17 protein-coding genes are annotated in these 16,777 nt (G+C 59.0%); 12 read left to right on the top strand and 5 right to left on the bottom strand.

The annotated features are described in order from the left end of the window. Positions 1-139: 139 nt before the first annotated feature. The 4 genes from xylA (at position 140) to PMI24_RS22785 (ending at position 5,372) form a co-directional block, all read left to right on the top strand. Positions 140-1,456, top strand: coding sequence for a xylose isomerase (gene xylA / locus PMI24_RS22770; RefSeq protein WP_007958129.1), 1,317 nt, complete (start codon positions 140-142; stop codon positions 1,454-1,456). Between the two features lie 142 nt (positions 1,457-1,598). Further along, positions 1,599-2,600, top strand: a complete 1,002-nt coding sequence (gene xylF / locus PMI24_RS22775; protein ID WP_007958130.1) for a D-xylose ABC transporter substrate-binding protein — start codon at positions 1,599-1,601, stop codon at positions 2,598-2,600. A 78-nt stretch (positions 2,601-2,678) separates the two neighbouring features. Then, complete coding sequence (gene xylG / locus PMI24_RS22780) at positions 2,679-4,235, top strand: D-xylose ABC transporter ATP-binding protein (RefSeq protein WP_007958132.1); 1,557 nt, start codon at positions 2,679-2,681, stop codon at positions 4,233-4,235. Beyond that, positions 4,236-5,372, top strand: coding sequence for a sugar ABC transporter permease (locus tag PMI24_RS22785; protein WP_007958133.1), 1,137 nt, complete (start codon positions 4,236-4,238; stop codon positions 5,370-5,372). Positions 5,373-5,383: 11 nt separating this feature from the next. Here the strand turns inward: PMI24_RS22785 and PMI24_RS22790 are convergent, their stop codons facing one another. Beyond that, on the bottom strand, positions 5,384-6,265 hold the full coding sequence (locus tag PMI24_RS22790; RefSeq protein WP_007958134.1) for a LysR family transcriptional regulator: 882 nt from the start codon (positions 6,263-6,265) through the stop codon (positions 5,384-5,386). A 126-nt stretch (positions 6,266-6,391) separates the two neighbouring features. Between PMI24_RS22790 and PMI24_RS22795 the strand changes: the two genes are divergently transcribed. From PMI24_RS22795 to PMI24_RS22805, 3 genes are all read left to right on the top strand, one after another. Next, positions 6,392-7,381: a zinc-dependent alcohol dehydrogenase family protein gene (locus tag PMI24_RS22795; RefSeq protein ID WP_007958135.1), complete on the top strand. Its 990-nt coding sequence runs from the start codon at positions 6,392-6,394 to the stop codon at positions 7,379-7,381. A gap of 215 nt (positions 7,382-7,596) precedes the next feature. Beyond that, a complete protein-coding gene (locus PMI24_RS22800) occupies positions 7,597-7,860 on the top strand; it encodes a hypothetical protein (protein ID WP_007958136.1) in 264 nt (87 codons plus the stop codon). After that, positions 7,857-8,594, top strand: coding sequence for a Fic family protein (locus PMI24_RS22805; RefSeq protein WP_007958137.1), 738 nt, complete (start codon positions 7,857-7,859; stop codon positions 8,592-8,594). Before PMI24_RS22800 ends, PMI24_RS22805 begins: the two co-directional genes overlap by 4 nt. Before the next feature lie 77 nt (positions 8,595-8,671). Here PMI24_RS22805 and ycaC read toward each other — a convergent pair whose 3' ends face one another. Continuing rightward, positions 8,672-9,304, bottom strand: coding sequence for an isochorismate family cysteine hydrolase YcaC (ycaC, locus tag PMI24_RS22810; RefSeq protein WP_007958138.1), 633 nt, complete (start codon positions 9,302-9,304; stop codon positions 8,672-8,674). Between the two features lie 223 nt (positions 9,305-9,527). On the opposite strand from ycaC, the gene PMI24_RS22815 reads away from it, so the two are divergent. From PMI24_RS22815 to PMI24_RS22835, 5 genes are all read left to right on the top strand, one after another. Next, positions 9,528-11,129, top strand: coding sequence for a sensor domain-containing diguanylate cyclase (locus tag PMI24_RS22815; RefSeq protein ID WP_007958139.1), 1,602 nt, complete (start codon positions 9,528-9,530; stop codon positions 11,127-11,129). Next, positions 11,130-11,567, top strand: a complete 438-nt coding sequence (locus PMI24_RS29545; RefSeq protein ID WP_238553864.1) for a hypothetical protein — start codon at positions 11,130-11,132, stop codon at positions 11,565-11,567. Positions 11,568-11,661: 94 nt separating this feature from the next. Beyond that, positions 11,662-12,198: a GNAT family N-acetyltransferase gene (locus PMI24_RS22825; RefSeq protein ID WP_007958143.1), complete on the top strand. Its 537-nt coding sequence runs from the start codon at positions 11,662-11,664 to the stop codon at positions 12,196-12,198. A gap of 423 nt (positions 12,199-12,621) precedes the next feature. Beyond that, complete coding sequence (gene msrA / locus PMI24_RS22830; RefSeq protein WP_007958144.1) at positions 12,622-13,128, top strand: peptide-methionine (S)-S-oxide reductase MsrA; 507 nt, start codon at positions 12,622-12,624, stop codon at positions 13,126-13,128. 87 nt (positions 13,129-13,215) lie between these two features. Further along, complete coding sequence (locus PMI24_RS22835) at positions 13,216-13,791, top strand: eCIS core domain-containing protein (protein ID WP_007958146.1); 576 nt, start codon at positions 13,216-13,218, stop codon at positions 13,789-13,791. A gap of 15 nt (positions 13,792-13,806) precedes the next feature. Here the strand turns inward: PMI24_RS22835 and PMI24_RS22840 are convergent, their stop codons facing one another. The 3 genes from PMI24_RS22840 to PMI24_RS22850 form a co-directional block, all read right to left on the bottom strand. Further along, positions 13,807-14,253: a GNAT family N-acetyltransferase gene (locus PMI24_RS22840; RefSeq protein WP_007958147.1), complete on the bottom strand. Its 447-nt coding sequence runs from the start codon at positions 14,251-14,253 to the stop codon at positions 13,807-13,809. Positions 14,254-14,318: 65 nt separating this feature from the next. Then, complete coding sequence (gene gabP, locus PMI24_RS22845; protein WP_007958149.1) at positions 14,319-15,725, bottom strand: GABA permease; 1,407 nt, start codon at positions 15,723-15,725, stop codon at positions 14,319-14,321. Between the two features lie 339 nt (positions 15,726-16,064). Then, complete coding sequence (locus tag PMI24_RS22850; RefSeq protein WP_007958151.1) at positions 16,065-16,712, bottom strand: hydrolase; 648 nt, start codon at positions 16,710-16,712, stop codon at positions 16,065-16,067. Between the last annotated feature and the right edge of the window lie 65 nt (positions 16,713-16,777).

Below are 16,777 nucleotides of genomic sequence, written 5' to 3' on the forward strand. Positions count from 1 at the left end.
GGGCGAATCTCAATACGCAAAATCGCACTCCGTGTTGGTGATTTTCGTAATCGGCAGGCACGGGGCCGTTGCTAGTATCGGGACACGCCCCAAGAACAACAACCGAGAACAACAACCAAGAACAACAAGGACATTGCCAATGCCGTACTTCCCCGATGTCGACCGGATTCGCTACGAAGGTCCTGCCAGCGATTCTCCCCTTGCCTTCCGTCACTACGACGCCGACAAGATCATCCTCGGCAAGCCGATGCGCGAACACCTGCGCATGGCCGCCTGTTATTGGCACACCTTTGTCTGGCCGGGCTCCGACGTGTTCGGTGCAGGGACGTTCAAGCGCCCGTGGCAACACGCCGGTGACCCGATGGAGCTGGCCATCGGCAAGGCGGAGGCCGCGTTCGAGTTTTTCTCCAAGCTGGGTATCGACTACTACTGCTTTCACGACACGGATGTCGCCCCCGAAGGCCACTCGCTGAAGGAGTACCGCAACCACTTCGCCCAAATGGTCGATCACCTGGAACGCCATCAGGAAGAAAGCGGAATCAAGCTACTGTGGGGCACCGCCAACTGTTTCAGCAATCCGCGCTTTGCCGCCGGTGCCGCCAGCAACCCGGATCCTGAAGTGTTCGCCTGCGCCGCCGCCCAGGTCTTCAGCGCCATGAACGCGACTCAACGCCTCAAGGGCTCCAACTATGTGTTGTGGGGCGGTCGCGAAGGTTACGAAACCCTGCTCAACACCGACTTGAAACGCGAGCGCGAACAACTGGGTCGCTTCATGCGCATGGTGGTCGAGCACAAGTACAAAATCGGCTTCAAAGGTGACCTGCTGATCGAACCCAAACCGCAGGAGCCAACCAAGCACCAGTACGATTACGACAGCGCCACGGTGTTCGGTTTTCTCCAGCAGTTCGGTCTGGAAAAGGAAATCAAGGTCAACATCGAGGCCAACCACGCGACCCTGGCCGGCCATAGTTTTCATCACGAAGTGGCGACGGCCGTCTCGCTGGGGATTTTCGGCAGCATCGACGCCAACCGGGGCGATCCGCAAAACGGCTGGGACACCGATCAGTTCCCCAACAGCGTCGAGGAAATGACCCTCGTCACTTATGAAATCCTCAAGGCCGGCGGGTTCGGCAATGGCGGATTCAACTTCGACTCCAAGGTGCGCCGCCAGAGCCTCGATGAGACCGATCTGTTTCACGGTCACGTCGGCGCCATGGACGTACTCGCCCTGTCACTCGAGCGGGCCGCCGCCATGGTCCAGAACGATCAGCTTCAGCGGCTCAAGGACCAACGCTACGCCGGTTGGCAGCAGCCGTTCGGCCAGGCGGTTCTGGAAGGTGAGTTCAATCTCCAGTCACTGGCCGAGCACGCCTTCACCAACGAACTGAATCCGCAGGCCGTCAGCGGCCGGCAGGAAATGCTCGAAAACGTCGTCAACCGTTTCATCTATCGCTGATCGCCAACGAGGACTGCGGGCGCTGTGACATTTGCGCGACAAATCTGTAGTCCGTTGCGTCAGCTGATTCTCTACAGTTCCACCAGCCCGATATTCATCGTCAGGCCGTGTCTTTCAAACAAAAATAAAAGGACGCACCACCATGAAGAACGTAAAACGCACGCTGTTTGCCGGCGCCTTGGCGTTGCTTTCGCTGCCGGTTATGGCCGACGCTGCCCACCCGAAAATCGGTTTCTCTATTGACGACCTGCGGCTGGAACGCTGGTCCCGTGACCGCGATTACTTCGTTGCAGCGGCGGAAAAAATGGACGCCAAGGTCTTCGTGCAGTCGGCGGATGCCAACGAGCAGAAGCAGATTTCGCAAATCGAAAACCTCATTTCCCGTGGCGTCGATGTCATCGTCATTGTGCCGTTCAACGCTACCGTGCTGACCAATGCGGTGGCCGAAGCGAAGAAAGCCGGGATCAAGGTCGTGTCCTATGACCGCCTGATACTCAACGCCGATATCGACGCCTACATCTCCTTCGATAACGAAAAGGTCGGCGAAATGCAGGCCAGCGGCGTGCTGCACGCAGCGCCCAAGGGCAATTACTTCCTGCTGGGTGGCGCGCCCACCGACAACAACGCGAAAGTCCTGCGCGAAGGTCAGATGAAAGTGCTGCAACCGGCCATCGACAAGGGGGACATCAAGATCGTCGGCCAGCAATGGGTGAAGGAATGGAACCCTACCGAGGCGCTGAGCATTGTTGAAAACGCCTTGACCCGCAACGACAACAAAATCGACGGCATCGTCGCCTCCAACGACGCCACGGCCGGCGGCGCCATTCAGGCTCTGGCCGCTCAGCAACTGGCCGGCAAGGTGCCGATCTCCGGACAGGACGCGGACCTGGCAGCGGTCAAGCGGGTGATCTCCGGCACTCAAACCATGACGGTCTACAAACCGCTGAAACTGATTGCCTCCGAAGCCGCCAAACTCTCGGTGCAACTGGCGCGCAACGAGAAACCCGCCTACAGCTCGCAGTACGACAACGGCAGCAAAAAAGTCGACACCATCCTGCTCACCCCGACTCCGTTGACCAAGGACAACATCGACCTGCTGGAACAGGACGGCTTCTATACCAAGGCGCAGCTCGCCGGAAAGTGACACTCAGTGAGTGATGCCCCCGCAGGCGTTCTGCGCCTGCGGGATCAGTCCAGTATCTGTCGCTTATGAGTCTCTGCCATGTCCGACTTTCTGCTGCAAATGAACGGCATCGTCAAAACCTTCGGCGGTGTCAAAGCGCTCAACGGCATCGACCTCAAGGTCCGGCCGGGCGAGTGCGTCGGGCTGTGCGGCGAGAATGGCGCCGGCAAGTCCACGCTGATGAAAATCCTGTCTGCGGTTTATCCCCATGGCACCTGGGACGGTGAAATCCTGTGGGACGGTCAACCGCTCAAGGCGCAATCGATCAGCGAAACAGAAGCCGCCGGCATCGTCATCATTCACCAGGAACTCACGCTGGTTCCCGACCTCTCGGTGGCCGAAAACATCTTCATGGGCCATGAGCTGACGCTGCCGGGTGGGCGGATGAATTACCCGGCGATGATCCACCGCGCCGAAGCCCTGATGCGTGAACTGAAAGTGCCGGACATGAACGTGTCACTGCCGGTTTCGCAGTACGGCGGCGGTTATCAGCAACTGGTGGAAATCGCCAAGGCCCTGAACAAACAGGCGCGCCTGCTGATCCTCGACGAGCCGTCATCAGCCCTGACCCGTTCGGAAATCGAGGTGTTGCTGGACATCATCCGCGACCTCAAGGCCAAGGGTGTTGCCTGCGTTTACATCTCGCACAAGCTCGATGAAGTGGCCGCTGTCTGTGACACCATTTCGGTCATCCGCGACGGAAAACACATCGCCACGACCGCCATGGAGAACATGGATATTCCACAGATCATCACCCAGATGGTCGGCCGGGAAATGAGCAACCTCTACCCCACCGAACCACACGACATCGGCGAGGTGATTTTCGAGGCGCGCCACATCACGTGCTACGACGTCGACAACCCCAAACGCAAACGGGTCGACGACATTTCGTTCAGCCTCAAACGCGGGGAAATCCTCGGCATCGCCGGGCTGGTCGGTGCTGGTCGCACGGAGCTTGTGACCGCGCTGTTCGGCGCCTACCCCGGTCGCCACGAAGGTGAAGTCTGGCTGGACGGTCACCCCATAGACACCCGCACGCCGCTCAAATCAATTCGCGCCGGCGTGTGCCTGGTGCCTGAAGACCGCAAGCGTCAGGGGATCATTCCCGACCTGGGTGTCGGCCAGAACATCACCCTGGCCGTGCTGGACAGCTTCTCGAAGCTGACCCGCATCGACGCCGAAGCCGAACTGGGCAGCATCGATCGGGAAATTTCGCGCCTGCACCTGAAGACCGCGAGCCCGTTCCTGCCGATCACCAGCCTGTCCGGAGGCAATCAACAGAAAGCCGTGTTGGCGAAGATGCTGCTGACCAGGCCCCGGGTGCTGATTCTCGACGAGCCGACCCGAGGGGTGGATGTCGGCGCGAAGTACGAGATTTACAAACTGATGGGGATGCTGGCCGCCGAAGGCGTGTCGATCATCATGGTGTCTTCGGAGCTGGCCGAAGTGCTCGGCGTTTCCGACCGCGTACTGGTGATCGGCGAAGGCCGGTTGCAGGGCGATTTCCTCAACCATGAACTCACCCAGGAACAGGTGCTCGCGGCGGCACTCAGCCAGCCTGACAGCCATAACAATAAAGATCGGAAATCCGCGTAAATGAATCAGGTCAAACAACTTTTCACCCGCTACAAGATGCTCGCACTGGTGTTTGCCGTGGCGCTGATCTGGCTGTTCTTCAGCTGGCAGACCGAGGGCGGATTCCTGACACCGCGCAACCTCTCCAACCTGCTGCGCCAGATGTCCATCACCGGGATCCTCGCCTGCGGAATGGTGCTGGTCATCATCAGCGGCGAGATCGATCTGTCGGTCGGCTCATTGCTGGGCCTGCTCGGTGGCGTGGCAGCCATTCTCGATGTTGTCTATCACATACCGCTGCTGGCGAACCTGAGCCTTGTGGTGGTGTGCGGATTGCTGATCGGCCTCGCCAACGGTTATATGGCTGCATACCTGCGCATTCCGTCATTCATCGTGGGGCTGGGGGGCATGCTGGCTTTCCGGGGGATTTTGCTGGGAATCACCGGCGGCACCACCATCGCTCCGGTGTCGCCGGAACTCGTCTACATTGGCCAGGGTTATCTGCCACATGCGATCGGCGCGGGCCTGGGCGTCCTGCTGTTCGCACTGACGTTGTTCCTGACCTGGAAACAGCGGCGCAATCGCGCCCTTCACGGCCTCGCGGCGCACTCACTGGTCCGTGACGTGGCACGCGTTTTGTTGATCGGCGCGGTGCTGGCCGGGTTTGTCCAGACGCTCAACAGCTATGACGGGATTCCCGTGCCGGTCCTGCTCCTGCTGATCCTGCTGGGCGGATTCAGCTACGTGACCAGCCAGACCGTGTTCGGCCGACGTGTCTATTCGGTGGGCAGCAACATGGAAGCGACGCGCCTGTCCGGTATCAATGTGCAGGCCGTGAAACTCTGGATTTTCGGAATCATGGGCGTGATGTGCGCCCTCGCCGGCGTGGTCAACACTGCGCGCCTGGCCGCCGGCTCGCCCTCGGCCGGCAGCATGGGCGAACTCGACGCCATCGCCGCCTGCTTCATCGGTGGCACCTCGATGCGCGGCGGTTCCGGCACGGTCTATGGCGCCCTCCTCGGCGCCCTGGTCATCACCAGCCTGGACAACGGCATGTCCATGCTCGACGTCGACAGTTACTGGCAGATGATCGTCAAGGGCAGCATTCTGGTGTTAGCGGTTTGGGTGGATGTGAGTACGCGGACCGGGCGGCGTTGATCGGGTGGTATCTACCCGAACGCCCCCCGCACGAAATCGATAAAGCTCCGCAGTTTGGGTGTCAGCCTCGGATCCGGCGCATACAAAAGATTCATCGGCGAAACCGGCACCTTGTACTGCGGCAGCAAACTCACCAGCGTCCCGCTTCGCAGCGAATCCTTGACCAGCTCCAGCGGCAACATCACCACCCCCAGCCCCGCCACGGCCCCGGACAGTAGCGGATCGCCCTGATTAATCGTCAATCGGCTTTTAATCGGCACGTCGATGCAGCCTTCCGGGCCTTCGAATCGCAGGTGTGAGCGGCCGTCCGAATAGGCGAACGCCAGGCATTCGTGTTCCTGAAGATCCCAAGGTGTCGTGATCGGTGGGCGGCGTGCGAGGTAGGACGGCGCTGCGCACAGCACCATTTGATAGGGCATCAGCGGCAGTGCCTTCAGGCTGCAGTCGGCGAGTTCGCCGATGCGGAATACCGCGTCGTAGCCGCCGTCCACCAGGTCGACCAGTTCGTTCGACAGCGTCAGATCCACCGATACCTGCGGATAACGAACCATGTACTCCAGCAGCTTCGGCGACAGCGAGCTGACGCCGAACGTGACGGGCGCATTGATCCGCAACCGACCGCTGGGCACGCCCCGGGTCACGGCGGCCATTTCTTCGGCGGCGTCCATGTCGGCGAGAATCAGCTTCGCCCGCTGATAGAACGTGCGGCCGAAATCCGTGAGGCTCTGCTTGCGGGTGGTGCGGTTGAGCAGCGAAACGCCCAGATGCTGCTCGAGCATTTTCACCTGTTTGCCGACCATTTGCGGGGACAGGTTAAGTTCGTCCGCCACCGCGCTGAAGGAGCCCAGCTCCACCGCTTTGACGAAGGTGGCCATGAGTGTGAGGCGATCCATTGGAAACTCGTTGTTTCTAGTGTTGCGCCATCCTAGGCCTTTATCCGGAGCAGGCCAAAGCCTAAATTGGCGTCCATGGCACCGGATCACGCCGGTGCAAATTCATCGATAACCGAGGAAATACAGATGGCACGCATTGTCAGGATTCATGAATACGGTGACGCGAGCGTCCTGAAACTGGAAAACGTCGACGTCCCGGCACCCGCTGCGGACGAAGTGCAGATCGAGGTCAAAGCCTTTGGCCTGAATCGCGCCGAAGTAATGTTCCGCAACCATGCCTATCTACAGGAAGCGGAGTTTCCCAGCCGCCTCGGCTACGAAGCCGCCGGCGTGGTGGTCGCAGTCGGCGCCAACGCCAGCGAGTTCAAGATCGGTGATGCCGTCAGCCTGATTCCGCCGCTGGACATCGCACGCTGGGGCACCTACGGCGAACTGGCCAACGTGCCCGCCCACCTCACCGTCAAACACCCACAGAACCTGTCGTTTGAACAAGCGGCGGCGTCCTGGATGCAATACGTCACCGCGTGGGGTGCGCTGGTCGAACAGGCCAAACTGCAAAAGGACGATTTCGTGATCGTCACTGCCGCCTCCAGCAGCGTCGGCCTGGCAGCTTTCCAGCTCGCCAAAATGGTCGGCGCCACCTCGATTGCCGTCACTCGAACCCGCGCCAAGAAACAGGCCTTGCTCGACGCCGGCGCGGCGCACGTGATCGTCAGCGACGAAGAAGACATGGTTGCAGCGGTCATGGCGCTGACCGACGGCAAAGGCGCCCGGGTGGTGTTCGATCCGGTGGGTGGCCCGTCGTTCGAACCGCTGACCCAAAGCATGGCGCGCGGCGGCATCCTGCTGGAGTACGGCGCACTGAGCCCGGAGCCGACACCATTCCCGCTGTTCACCGTGCTCGGCAAATGCCTGACCCTCAAGGGTTACCTCTACACAGAGATCGTCTCCGACCCGGCCATCCTGGCGCGCGCCAAGGCTTTCATCGGCGAAGGGCTGGCATCGGGTGCGCTGCAACCGATCATTGCCCGGACATTTGCCCTGGATGATATTCAGGAAGCGCATCGCTTTCTGGAGGCCAATCAGCAGGTCGGGAAGATTGTCGTCACGGTTTGAGGTGACGAGTCCCCTGCGCTTCTGTTTGCGGTAGAAACGACGAAAGCCTGCTTTTTTCAAAGCAGGCTTTCGTCTATTTGTAAGCATTGGTTTTTGGATGGCTGCGAGCTTGCGTAGCCGTTCATCAGGCTGTGGCTGTTCGGGACGCGCCGGCTGGAAAATCTGCGGAAGCGGCGTCATGCTATGCTCAGAGCAAGTGAACAAGGGCTTTCATAATGACTAAACCAGCCACTGACAGCGTCGCAACCGAGGTTCGTCGGCTTGCCAAGGCACATCACGTTACCGCAGACCGTGACAGCATGAGCTGCATGGCGGTTACCATCACTCGTCTGGCAGGAGATGTAGTTGAATTGGACGGTGTTGAGCAATTGCTCGTCAACCTCAAAAAGAAAGGTGTGCTGAACAAGTCCGAAATCATGTCGTACCAAGGACGCTACCTTGAGGAAAAGAGGCGTTCGAAAAAGAAGCTTAGTGCATGATATTTGATCCTTTCGGCGATTTCGAAACAGCGGGTTACCTTCAAAACTCGCTCAAGCTCAAAGACCCCACTGAAGTAAAAGAGTCCGAGCATCTCGCCTTCGAAGCGAGTATCGAAGACGCTCTGGCCTATCTGGCAAAGAGAAAAACCATCGATTTCAAATCCGTTCTAAAGACACATGAAATCCTGTTCTCCGGTTTCTATCCCTGGGCGGGAAAAGACAGGAACGAACTCGTCCCCCACCTCGCTGTTTTCAAGGGATCAAAAGAAGATCCTCACCACACAGTCTTTGAACGTCCCGACCTCATTAAAAGGTCCGTCGAGTACGCTCTTGAACTTGCAGCAAACAAGAAACGCTTCAGAGATCGTCCAGGGGAAGTGATGGGGCAGCTCGCCTCTGCTCACCCGTTTCTGGATGGCAATGGCCGCACAATACTGCTCGTGTACATGGAGCTGTGCTATCGGACGAGGTTTGCCATCGATTGGTCAGAAACCAACAAGGACGAGTATCTCCGCGCACTCAGTAATGAAATTCAAGATCCGTTCAAAGGGCATCTCGACACCTACCTGTTACCGTTCGTCATCGACATCTCCAGCCGTGACGAATGGCCGGAGATGATCGGCGGCATAAAAGGATTGGATGGTCTGGACAAAGAAGGCATTACGTACGGGAGCCTTGACGACCCAGAAATTCAGCAGCTCTATAAAACCTATAGGGCTCAGCCAATCGAATGACGGGCGCGTCCGGAGTAACGCAATAAAAACGAAAGCCTGCTTTTTTCAAAGCAGGCTTTCGTCTATCCGGCATCCGGTTATTTCTGATGCGCCGTCAGCGCTGCATAACCGTTCATCAAGTTGCGGTAGTTCGGGATGCGCTGGGACAGCAGGTTGCCCAGGCCTTCGATGTCGTTGCGCCAGTCGCGGTGCAGTTCGCAGGCTACCGAGAACCAGTTCATCATCTGCGCGCCGGCCTGGGTCATACGGTTCCACGCGGCTTGTTGCACGGTGGTGTTGAAGGTGCCGGAGGCGTCGGTCACCACGAACACGTCAAACCCTTCCGCCAGCGCCGACAGGGTCGGGAACGCTACGCACACGTCGGTCACGACACCGGCAATGATGATCTGCTTGCGGCCGGTGGCCTTGATCGCCTTGACGAAGTCTTCGTTGTCCCAAGCGTTGATCTGGCCTGGGCGGGCGATGTACGGCGCGTCCGGGAACATTTCCTTGAGCTCCGGCACCAGCGGGCCGTTCGGGCCTTGTTCGAAGCTGGTGGTGAGGATGGTCGGCAACTCGAAGAATTTGGCCAGATCAGCCAGCGCCAGTACGTTGTTCTTGAACTCGTTTGGCGAGAAGTCCTGAACCAGAGAAATCAGACCGGTCTGGTGGTCGACCAGCAGAACTACGGCGTCGTCTTTGTTCAGGCGGTTGTAGGTTGGAGTGCTCATGTTTGAATCCCTTTTTAGTTGTGGAAGTGCGTTTGCGTTCAAGATGGGCACAGATTACTGACTCGCCTGAAAGCGATAAATCGGCTGAAAAGCGTTTCACCGTCAACTCAAAACGGACAATCCACTCAAACTGCCAGGCAGTTCACACAGCCACCCCAACCTTCGCGCCTATCCTTGTCATAATGCTGACCCGCTCAGAACGACGACCTCCAGGGAAATGTTGATGCCCGGACGCAATACGCAAGCGCCCACTCCAGATGAAACACCGCGCGCGCCCCGCAAAGGCGTGAAGGCCGGCTCGACCTTTCGGCTGACCGTCAGTTTCATGCTGATGGTGGTCGTGGCCTTTCTGGCGGTAGAGAGCTGGCGGACGTGGCGTGACTATCGTTCGGTCTTCGCTTCCGCGCGTGACTCGGTAACCAACCTCGCCCGCGCCACGGCGCAACATGCCGAGGACACCATCCGCCAGGTCGATGTGCTGACTGCGGGGCTGGCAGAGCGGGTCGAAGGCGATGGGCTGCAAAACCTGGATGTGGCACGGATTCACAAGCTGCTCATCCAGCAATCGAAAATCATGCCGCAGTTGCACGGCCTGTTCATCTACGGCCCGGACGGCCATTGGATCGTGACCGACAAGGAGGTCACGCCCGAGACCGCCAACAACGCCGACCGCGACTATTTCCAGTACCACCGCACCCATGAAGACCGGCGCGTGCGCATCGGTCAGGTGGTGGAAAGCCGTTCCACCCATGACCTGATCATTCCGATCTCGCGGCGTTTGAATAACCCCGACGGCTCGTTCGCCGGCGTACTGCTGGGGACGGTCAAGGTCAGTTATTTCGTCGACTATTACGGTGACTTCCGCATCGATGACAAAGGCGCGCTGGTGCTGGCGATGCGCGACGGCACGATTCTCGTGCGCCGGCCGTTCATTGCCTCGGTGGTCGGCAAAAGCCTGGCGAACAGCGAGATCTTCAAGACCTACCTGCCCAGCTCCAATCAGGGCATCGCCCAGATCAGGGCCGTGGTCGACGACACCGAGCGCCTTTACGGCTATCGCGCCCTGACCACCTACCCGCTGGTGGTCGAGGCCGGTTTATCCCGGGACTCCATCATTGCGCCGTGGCGCCAGGACCTGCTGAAAAACGGCTTCGTGCTGGTGTTCCTGATTCTGGTGCTGGCCTGTTTCGGGCTCATCGTGCTGAGCCAATTGCGCCAGCGGATCGCGATGGAACGGGAGATCCGCTCCGCGCACAAAACCATGCGCGACATGGCGCTGACTGACAGCCTCACTGGTCTGGGCAACCGCCGTCGTCTGGACGCCGCACTGGCGGACGAGATTCGTTTGGCCCGGCGTCAAGGTTCGTCACTGTCGTTGATCATGCTCGATGTCGACTACTTCAAGCGCTACAACGACCAGTACGGCCACGCCGCCGGCGATGACTGCCTGATCGCGGTCGGCGACGGCATCCGCAAAGCGGTCAAGCGGCCTTCGGATCTGGCCGTGCGCTACGGCGGCGAGGAGTTCACCGTGCTGCTGCCCAACACCGACAGCGCCGGGGCGATTCAGGTGGCAGAAGATATTCTGCAGACCATTCGTTCGCTGGAGCTTGAACATGCCGGGCATCCGCTGGGCTATGTCACTGCGAGTGCGGGGATCACCACGCGATATCCGGTGGACGATGCGGTGACCCCGGCCAGTTTGCTCAAGTCCGCCGATACTTGTCTGTATCAGGCCAAGCAGCAAGGGCGGAATCGCTGGTGTTCAGCGCAGGCATCCCGGCAAATCCAGCCGATTGCGGCGATGCCGCGCACGGATCGCTGAGTGCAATTACAAGGAGTTGGGATCATCAACGCACGCTATTTCAAAGGGGCGGGAAAGCCCCCGGCGCATCTGGCTTCGATCAGTTACGAAGGTGCTGAATCGGGAAGCTTGGTACTCACCGACAACACCGGCGCGACGCATCGGCAGCCCTTCACTTCTCACGCTGCGTTGCTTTCAATGCTGGGTCGCCTGATGCATGAACGCGTGCCCTTTGCGGTGGGCGGCATGTGTCCGGGGCCGGCGGATCAAGTGGCGTTGTTGATTGAGCAAGGAGAACTTGAGGGGGATTGGGTCGAGCTGTCGTGGTCGGGCGCGCAGGAGTGGACGCTGCGCGAGATCAAGGCCTCAACGAGCGAATGGGAGATACAGGCTGCTCCCGATTTGATCGTTAATACATCATTCGATCCGGGCCAATTCCAGCGTCCTTCACGCACATAAGCAGCGTCCTACAGCAGCCGTCCCTCACGCCTGATTACGTGGGCACCCTCGCCTTCGATACCGTCTTCTGCCTGATCCGGACAGAACACAGACGATGCGAAGAAAAGGCAAAGGTACCGAACTCCGAAACCAAACGCTCAAATCAGAAGCCCGCAAACTTGCGCATGAAACACTTTCCATGGATCCAGGAGCTCTGGCAGCCGGGATTGATGCTCGGTTGCTCAGGATCGACCCGATCACGCCCTTGGCAATCAACGCATATCATCAGTGGAGCGGGCCCATTGGGTACCCATGGGATGATGTACTTGAGTGGAAAACAAAAGATGCAAAAGGTCTGGACTTGGCTTTCTGGTACGAAGATGAGCTGTGCGGTTTGTGCTATGCAACGCCACGAAAAAGCACAATCTGCATAAAAATCGTTCTTTTGCAGGGTCACACCAGCAAGGCCCATACCCTGCGAGGCTGGATCGCACCAATGGCACTACTGACAACAGAGTTCTATGCCCGAAAGCTGGGATGTACCGAAATTGAAGTACAAGAACCTGACTCAGGTGCTATCTCCTACTACCAAACGCTTGGATTTTATTTTGACACGACTGACCGCCTTGTCTTTCCACTGGACCACCCATAAGATCGACTCAAGCAACCTGGCACGAGAGGTGTCCATGAAACACAAGAAGCCAAAAGCCCAACCAGCGCTTGCTTCCAGACTTCGTGCCGAAGAACCCGGTTTGCCCATCAGGGTTTCCGCCAGTCAGCGGCATTTTTTGAAAGTAGCCGCAACGTGTGGCAAAGAAATGGAGCCTGATGGTTGGCTCGCCGGTGGCAGAACCTGAATCCCGCTTTGAAAAAACCGCCTGATTGGCGGTTTTTTTTTCGCTTCAATATTGGCTTGCCCGGCGGCGGGCGCTCCAAAGACAGTGGCGTGAAGCAAAAGCAAGAGAACACCGTACACCCGCGCTTCACGATTTATTTACCGGCTCAACCTTGGAATCGGCCCACACTCCCTCATATCAAGGAACATCTGCGACCCATTCGAGAGGAAGGACATGCCATGACCACTCAAACCGAAACTGCGATTCTCGCCGGCGGCTGCTTCTGGGGCATGCAGGACCTGCTGCGCCGCTACCCCGGCGTGCTGCAGACGCGGGTCGGTTATTCCGGCGGTGACGTGCCAAACGCCACTTACCGCAACCATGGCAATCACGCCGAGGCCATCGAAATCGTCTTCGACCCTGCCGTGATCAGCTATCGGCAGATCCTCGAGTTTTTCTTTCAGATCCACGATCCGAGCACGCCTAACCGCCAGGGCAACGACCTCGGTCCGAGCTATCGTTCGGCGATCTATTACCTGAACGAGCAGCAACGCGATATCGCCGAAGACACTGCGGCTGATGTCGAAGCATCAGGCCTGTGGCCAGGCCGGGTGGTCACCGAAATTGAACCGGCCGGGCCATTCTGGGAAGCGGAGCCGGAGCATCAGGATTACCTCGAGCGCATTCCGAATGGCTACACCTGCCACTTCATTCGCCCGAACTGGAAGCTGCCGAAACGCGGTTGAGGTGCAGCGGGATCAGGCGCAACGCGGTGTTCATCGCGTTGCGCCTGATCCCTTTCTTTGGTGCGGCCTTACGATCGAATAGCGCCCATGCCCTCCACTCTCCTCAGCCTCGTCACCTGGCTTGCCCTTGTAGCGCCCGCCCAGGCCGACACCTGCCCCGCCGGCGAAAAACAAGTATGCCTCGACAGCTGCATTTGCCTGCCGGACCCGGGGCGCCTGTCTGAAGACCTGTTCCGGATCGCGGCCCCAGCTTTGGCAATGGGATTGACCCAGGCCCGCGCCGAAGCCGCCAGCACCGACATCAAACCGATTCCCCCGCACATCCGGGAGCAACTGCTGCGCTGGTATGACCCCGGTGTCCTCGATGCCGTGCACTACAAAATCACCGACGACGGCCAATACAACGCCGCCACGGCCATCCTGCAAAACCCGGATGTCGGTGCAGTGACGCTGATCGACATCATCCTGTTCCGAGACGCTGAGACCGCAGAGCAGAACGTGGCGCTTTGGGCGCACGAACTGAAGCACGTGCAGCAGTTTCAGGAATGGGGAGTCGACGGTTTTGCTCAGCGCTACACGCAGGATTTCAATGCGGTCGAGGCACCAGCCTATGCGATTCAGGGCGAGGTCAGGCGATGGTTGCGAGCAGGTGCTGAAAAATGATCGAGCATTCTCTGGTCAAAGCGCCTTGCGCATGAACACCCGGGCAAACCCATCTTCAGTGGCGCGATGGGTTTCGAGATAGCCGAGTTTTTTGTAGATCTCGATGTTTTCGGTCATCCGTTCATGGGTGTACAACCGCACCGCTGCCAGCCCCTTGCCACGTGCGTGTTCTTCGCAGAACGCCATCAGCACTTTTCCCAGGCCCTTGCCTTTGTGCCGAGCTGAAACGGCGACGTTGACCAGAAGCAGCTCGGTGTCTTCAGGGCTCATCACCAGCACGCCGACAACCTCGTCACGGTCGGTCAGGACAAACGTCTCGTTGTCCTGCAGCACCTGCCGGTAATCCTCCAGCATCGGCGCAGGTTTCTTGCCGATTCTGGCGATGTACGGGGTGTAGGCCTCAGTGACGAGTGCGGTGATGCACTCGGCATCCTGAGGTAGAGCGCGGCGGATGGTCTGCACGATGGGGCTCCGATCGAATGTCAGGCGTGCTGGCGATAGTCCCACAGTTCACGCCTGCGACACACCTAGGCCTCGCCCGCCGAAACCGCCGCCCTCGCCTGCCCATGCTGCCGCGTGGTCACCAGCCCGATAAAGGAAATCGCAAGCGCCAGGCCAATGGTCGACGTCACTTCCAGACGATGTTCAGGCGTCACCATCATCACCGCCAGCGCGGCGCAGATGAACGCGATCACCAGCCACGTCAGCCATGGAAACAGCCACATACGAAACGTCAGCTCGACGTTCTGCCGACGCAGCATCCGACGCATGCGCAATTGCGAAACCGCGATCACCAGATACACCAGCAACGCAATCGCGCCGGAGCTGGCGAGCAAAAACTGAAACAGCCCGGCCGGCATGAAATAGCTGAACAGCGTCACCCCGGCGCCGATCACGGTGCTGGCAATCACCGCCGCCCTCGGCACGCCCGCAGCGGAGGTCACCTTCAGCGGTTGCGGAGCGTCACCGCGTCGGCCCAGCGAGAACAGCATCCGCGAGGAAATGTAGATCGAGGAGTTCATGCAACTGGCCACCGCGATCAGCACGACCACATCGACCAGGAATTTGGCGTTGGGAACGTTCATCAGCTCCAGCGCGCGCTGGTAAGAGCCGACGGACGCCAGCAGCGGATCGTTCCAGGGCACCACGGAAATCACCACGAAAATCGACAGCAGATAAAACACGCCGATGCGCCAGATCACCGAGCGCGTCGCCTTGGCGATGTTCTGCGCCGGATTGCTCGATTCGGCGGCCGCGATGGTCACCGCTTCCGTGCCGATGAAACTGAACATGATGGTGATGAAAGCCCCGACCACCGCCGACAAGCCATTGGGCGCAAACCCACCATGCTCTTCCATCAACCGGCTCAAACCGCTGGCCTCGCGCTCCGGAATCCAGCCCATCAACACCGCAAAACCCAGACCGATGAACCCGATGATCGCCACCACTTTGGCCATCGCAAACCAGAACTCAAACTCGCCGTATTTGGACACGCTGAACAGGTTGGTCACCACCAGCAAAATAATCGACAACAGCGCGAACAACCACGCATCGACCTGGGGAAACCACTGATTCAAGACATGCCCGGCGGCCAGCGCTTCGATCGGAATGACCAGCACCCAGAACCACCAATACAACCAACCGATGGTGAACCCCGCCCAGCGCCCGATGGCCTGATCGGCATAGGTGGAAAACGATCCCGTGTCCGGATGGGCGACGGCCATTTCGCCGAGCATGCGCATGACCAGCACGACCAGCAGACCGGAGAAGAGATAAGCGAGCAAGACGGCCGGGCCGGCGGCGGCAATGGCGTGGCCGGAGCCGACAAACAGCCCCGCACCGATGATGCCGGCAATGGAAAGCATAGTGACATGACGCGGCTTGAAGCCCTGCGCCAACTGACCGTTCGAGTCCTTCGAGTTCAGGCTATTCATTGTTTTTGTTGTTCTCTGGTGATCGACGTTTGGGCGTACTGACGACGTGTCAGGCGATCATCATTTCTTCCTCTTGCCCTGCTCCAGAGCGGCGCACCTCAAGCGCTGCAGCGTTACAAATCGGTCGGACGACGACGCAGGGCGATGAAATGATGCGTCACCTTACGTGCCTGGAGTTGATCGCAAATAGCCTGGGAGCGGCATGGGGGCGTCTGATTTCGACATGGTGAATGGCGTTCGCACTGCTGTCGGACTGACATTCGACCTGAGTCTGCCTCGCGCAAAAAACAAAGGCAGCACCCGCTTTCGCGAGTGCCACCTCTATCAACTGCCCGCTGATCAAGCTTTCTTGGCTGCCTCCTCAAGAGCCTTTTCAGCATTGAACCCGTCGAAGTTCTCGAACACGCCCATAAAACCCGGCACGGTCACCTCTCGCGCCCAGTCACGCTGCAGTTCGCAGTACATCTGCACGCGGCTGATGAGCTTCGCGCCCGCCTGTTCCATTCTGCGCAACGCCGCCTCGTGTGCGGCGAGCGATGTGCCGCCAACCGCATCGACCGGCACATACACTTCATAACCTTCCTGAATGGCGTCGAGCACCGGGAAAGTCAGACAGGCTTCGGTCCAGAGCGCAGTCATGATGAGTTTCTTGCGTCCAAGCGCCTTGACCGCCTGTTTGAATTCCGTGTCCTCCCAACTGTTGATCGAGGTGCGGTCATAGGTCGGCAGGTGACCGAGCACCTGTTGCAATTCCTGAATCGGCGGCTTGTTGCGGCCGGTCGCGACATTGACAGTCGAGTGGATGATTGGAAGGTTGTAGTTGATTGCCGCCTTGGCGACGCTGGTGATGTTGAAGACGAGTTCGTCACGCGGCATCGAGCGGATCGAGGAAACCTGAACAGGCTGATAATCGATGATGATCAACGCCGAGTTTTCCGGGGTCAGCAACTGATCGGTGTGGGCGTTGCGGAGCGTTTCGCTTGCCATGGGCAAATCCTTTTTATGGGTGACGCACATTTGTGAAAGGGCCGAAGCCCGTGCGGAAAATCAAT

The organism is Pseudomonas sp. GM25 (assembly GCF_000282255.1).
In the GTDB taxonomy this organism is placed as follows: domain Bacteria; phylum Pseudomonadota; class Gammaproteobacteria; order Pseudomonadales; family Pseudomonadaceae; genus Aquipseudomonas; species Aquipseudomonas aphyarum.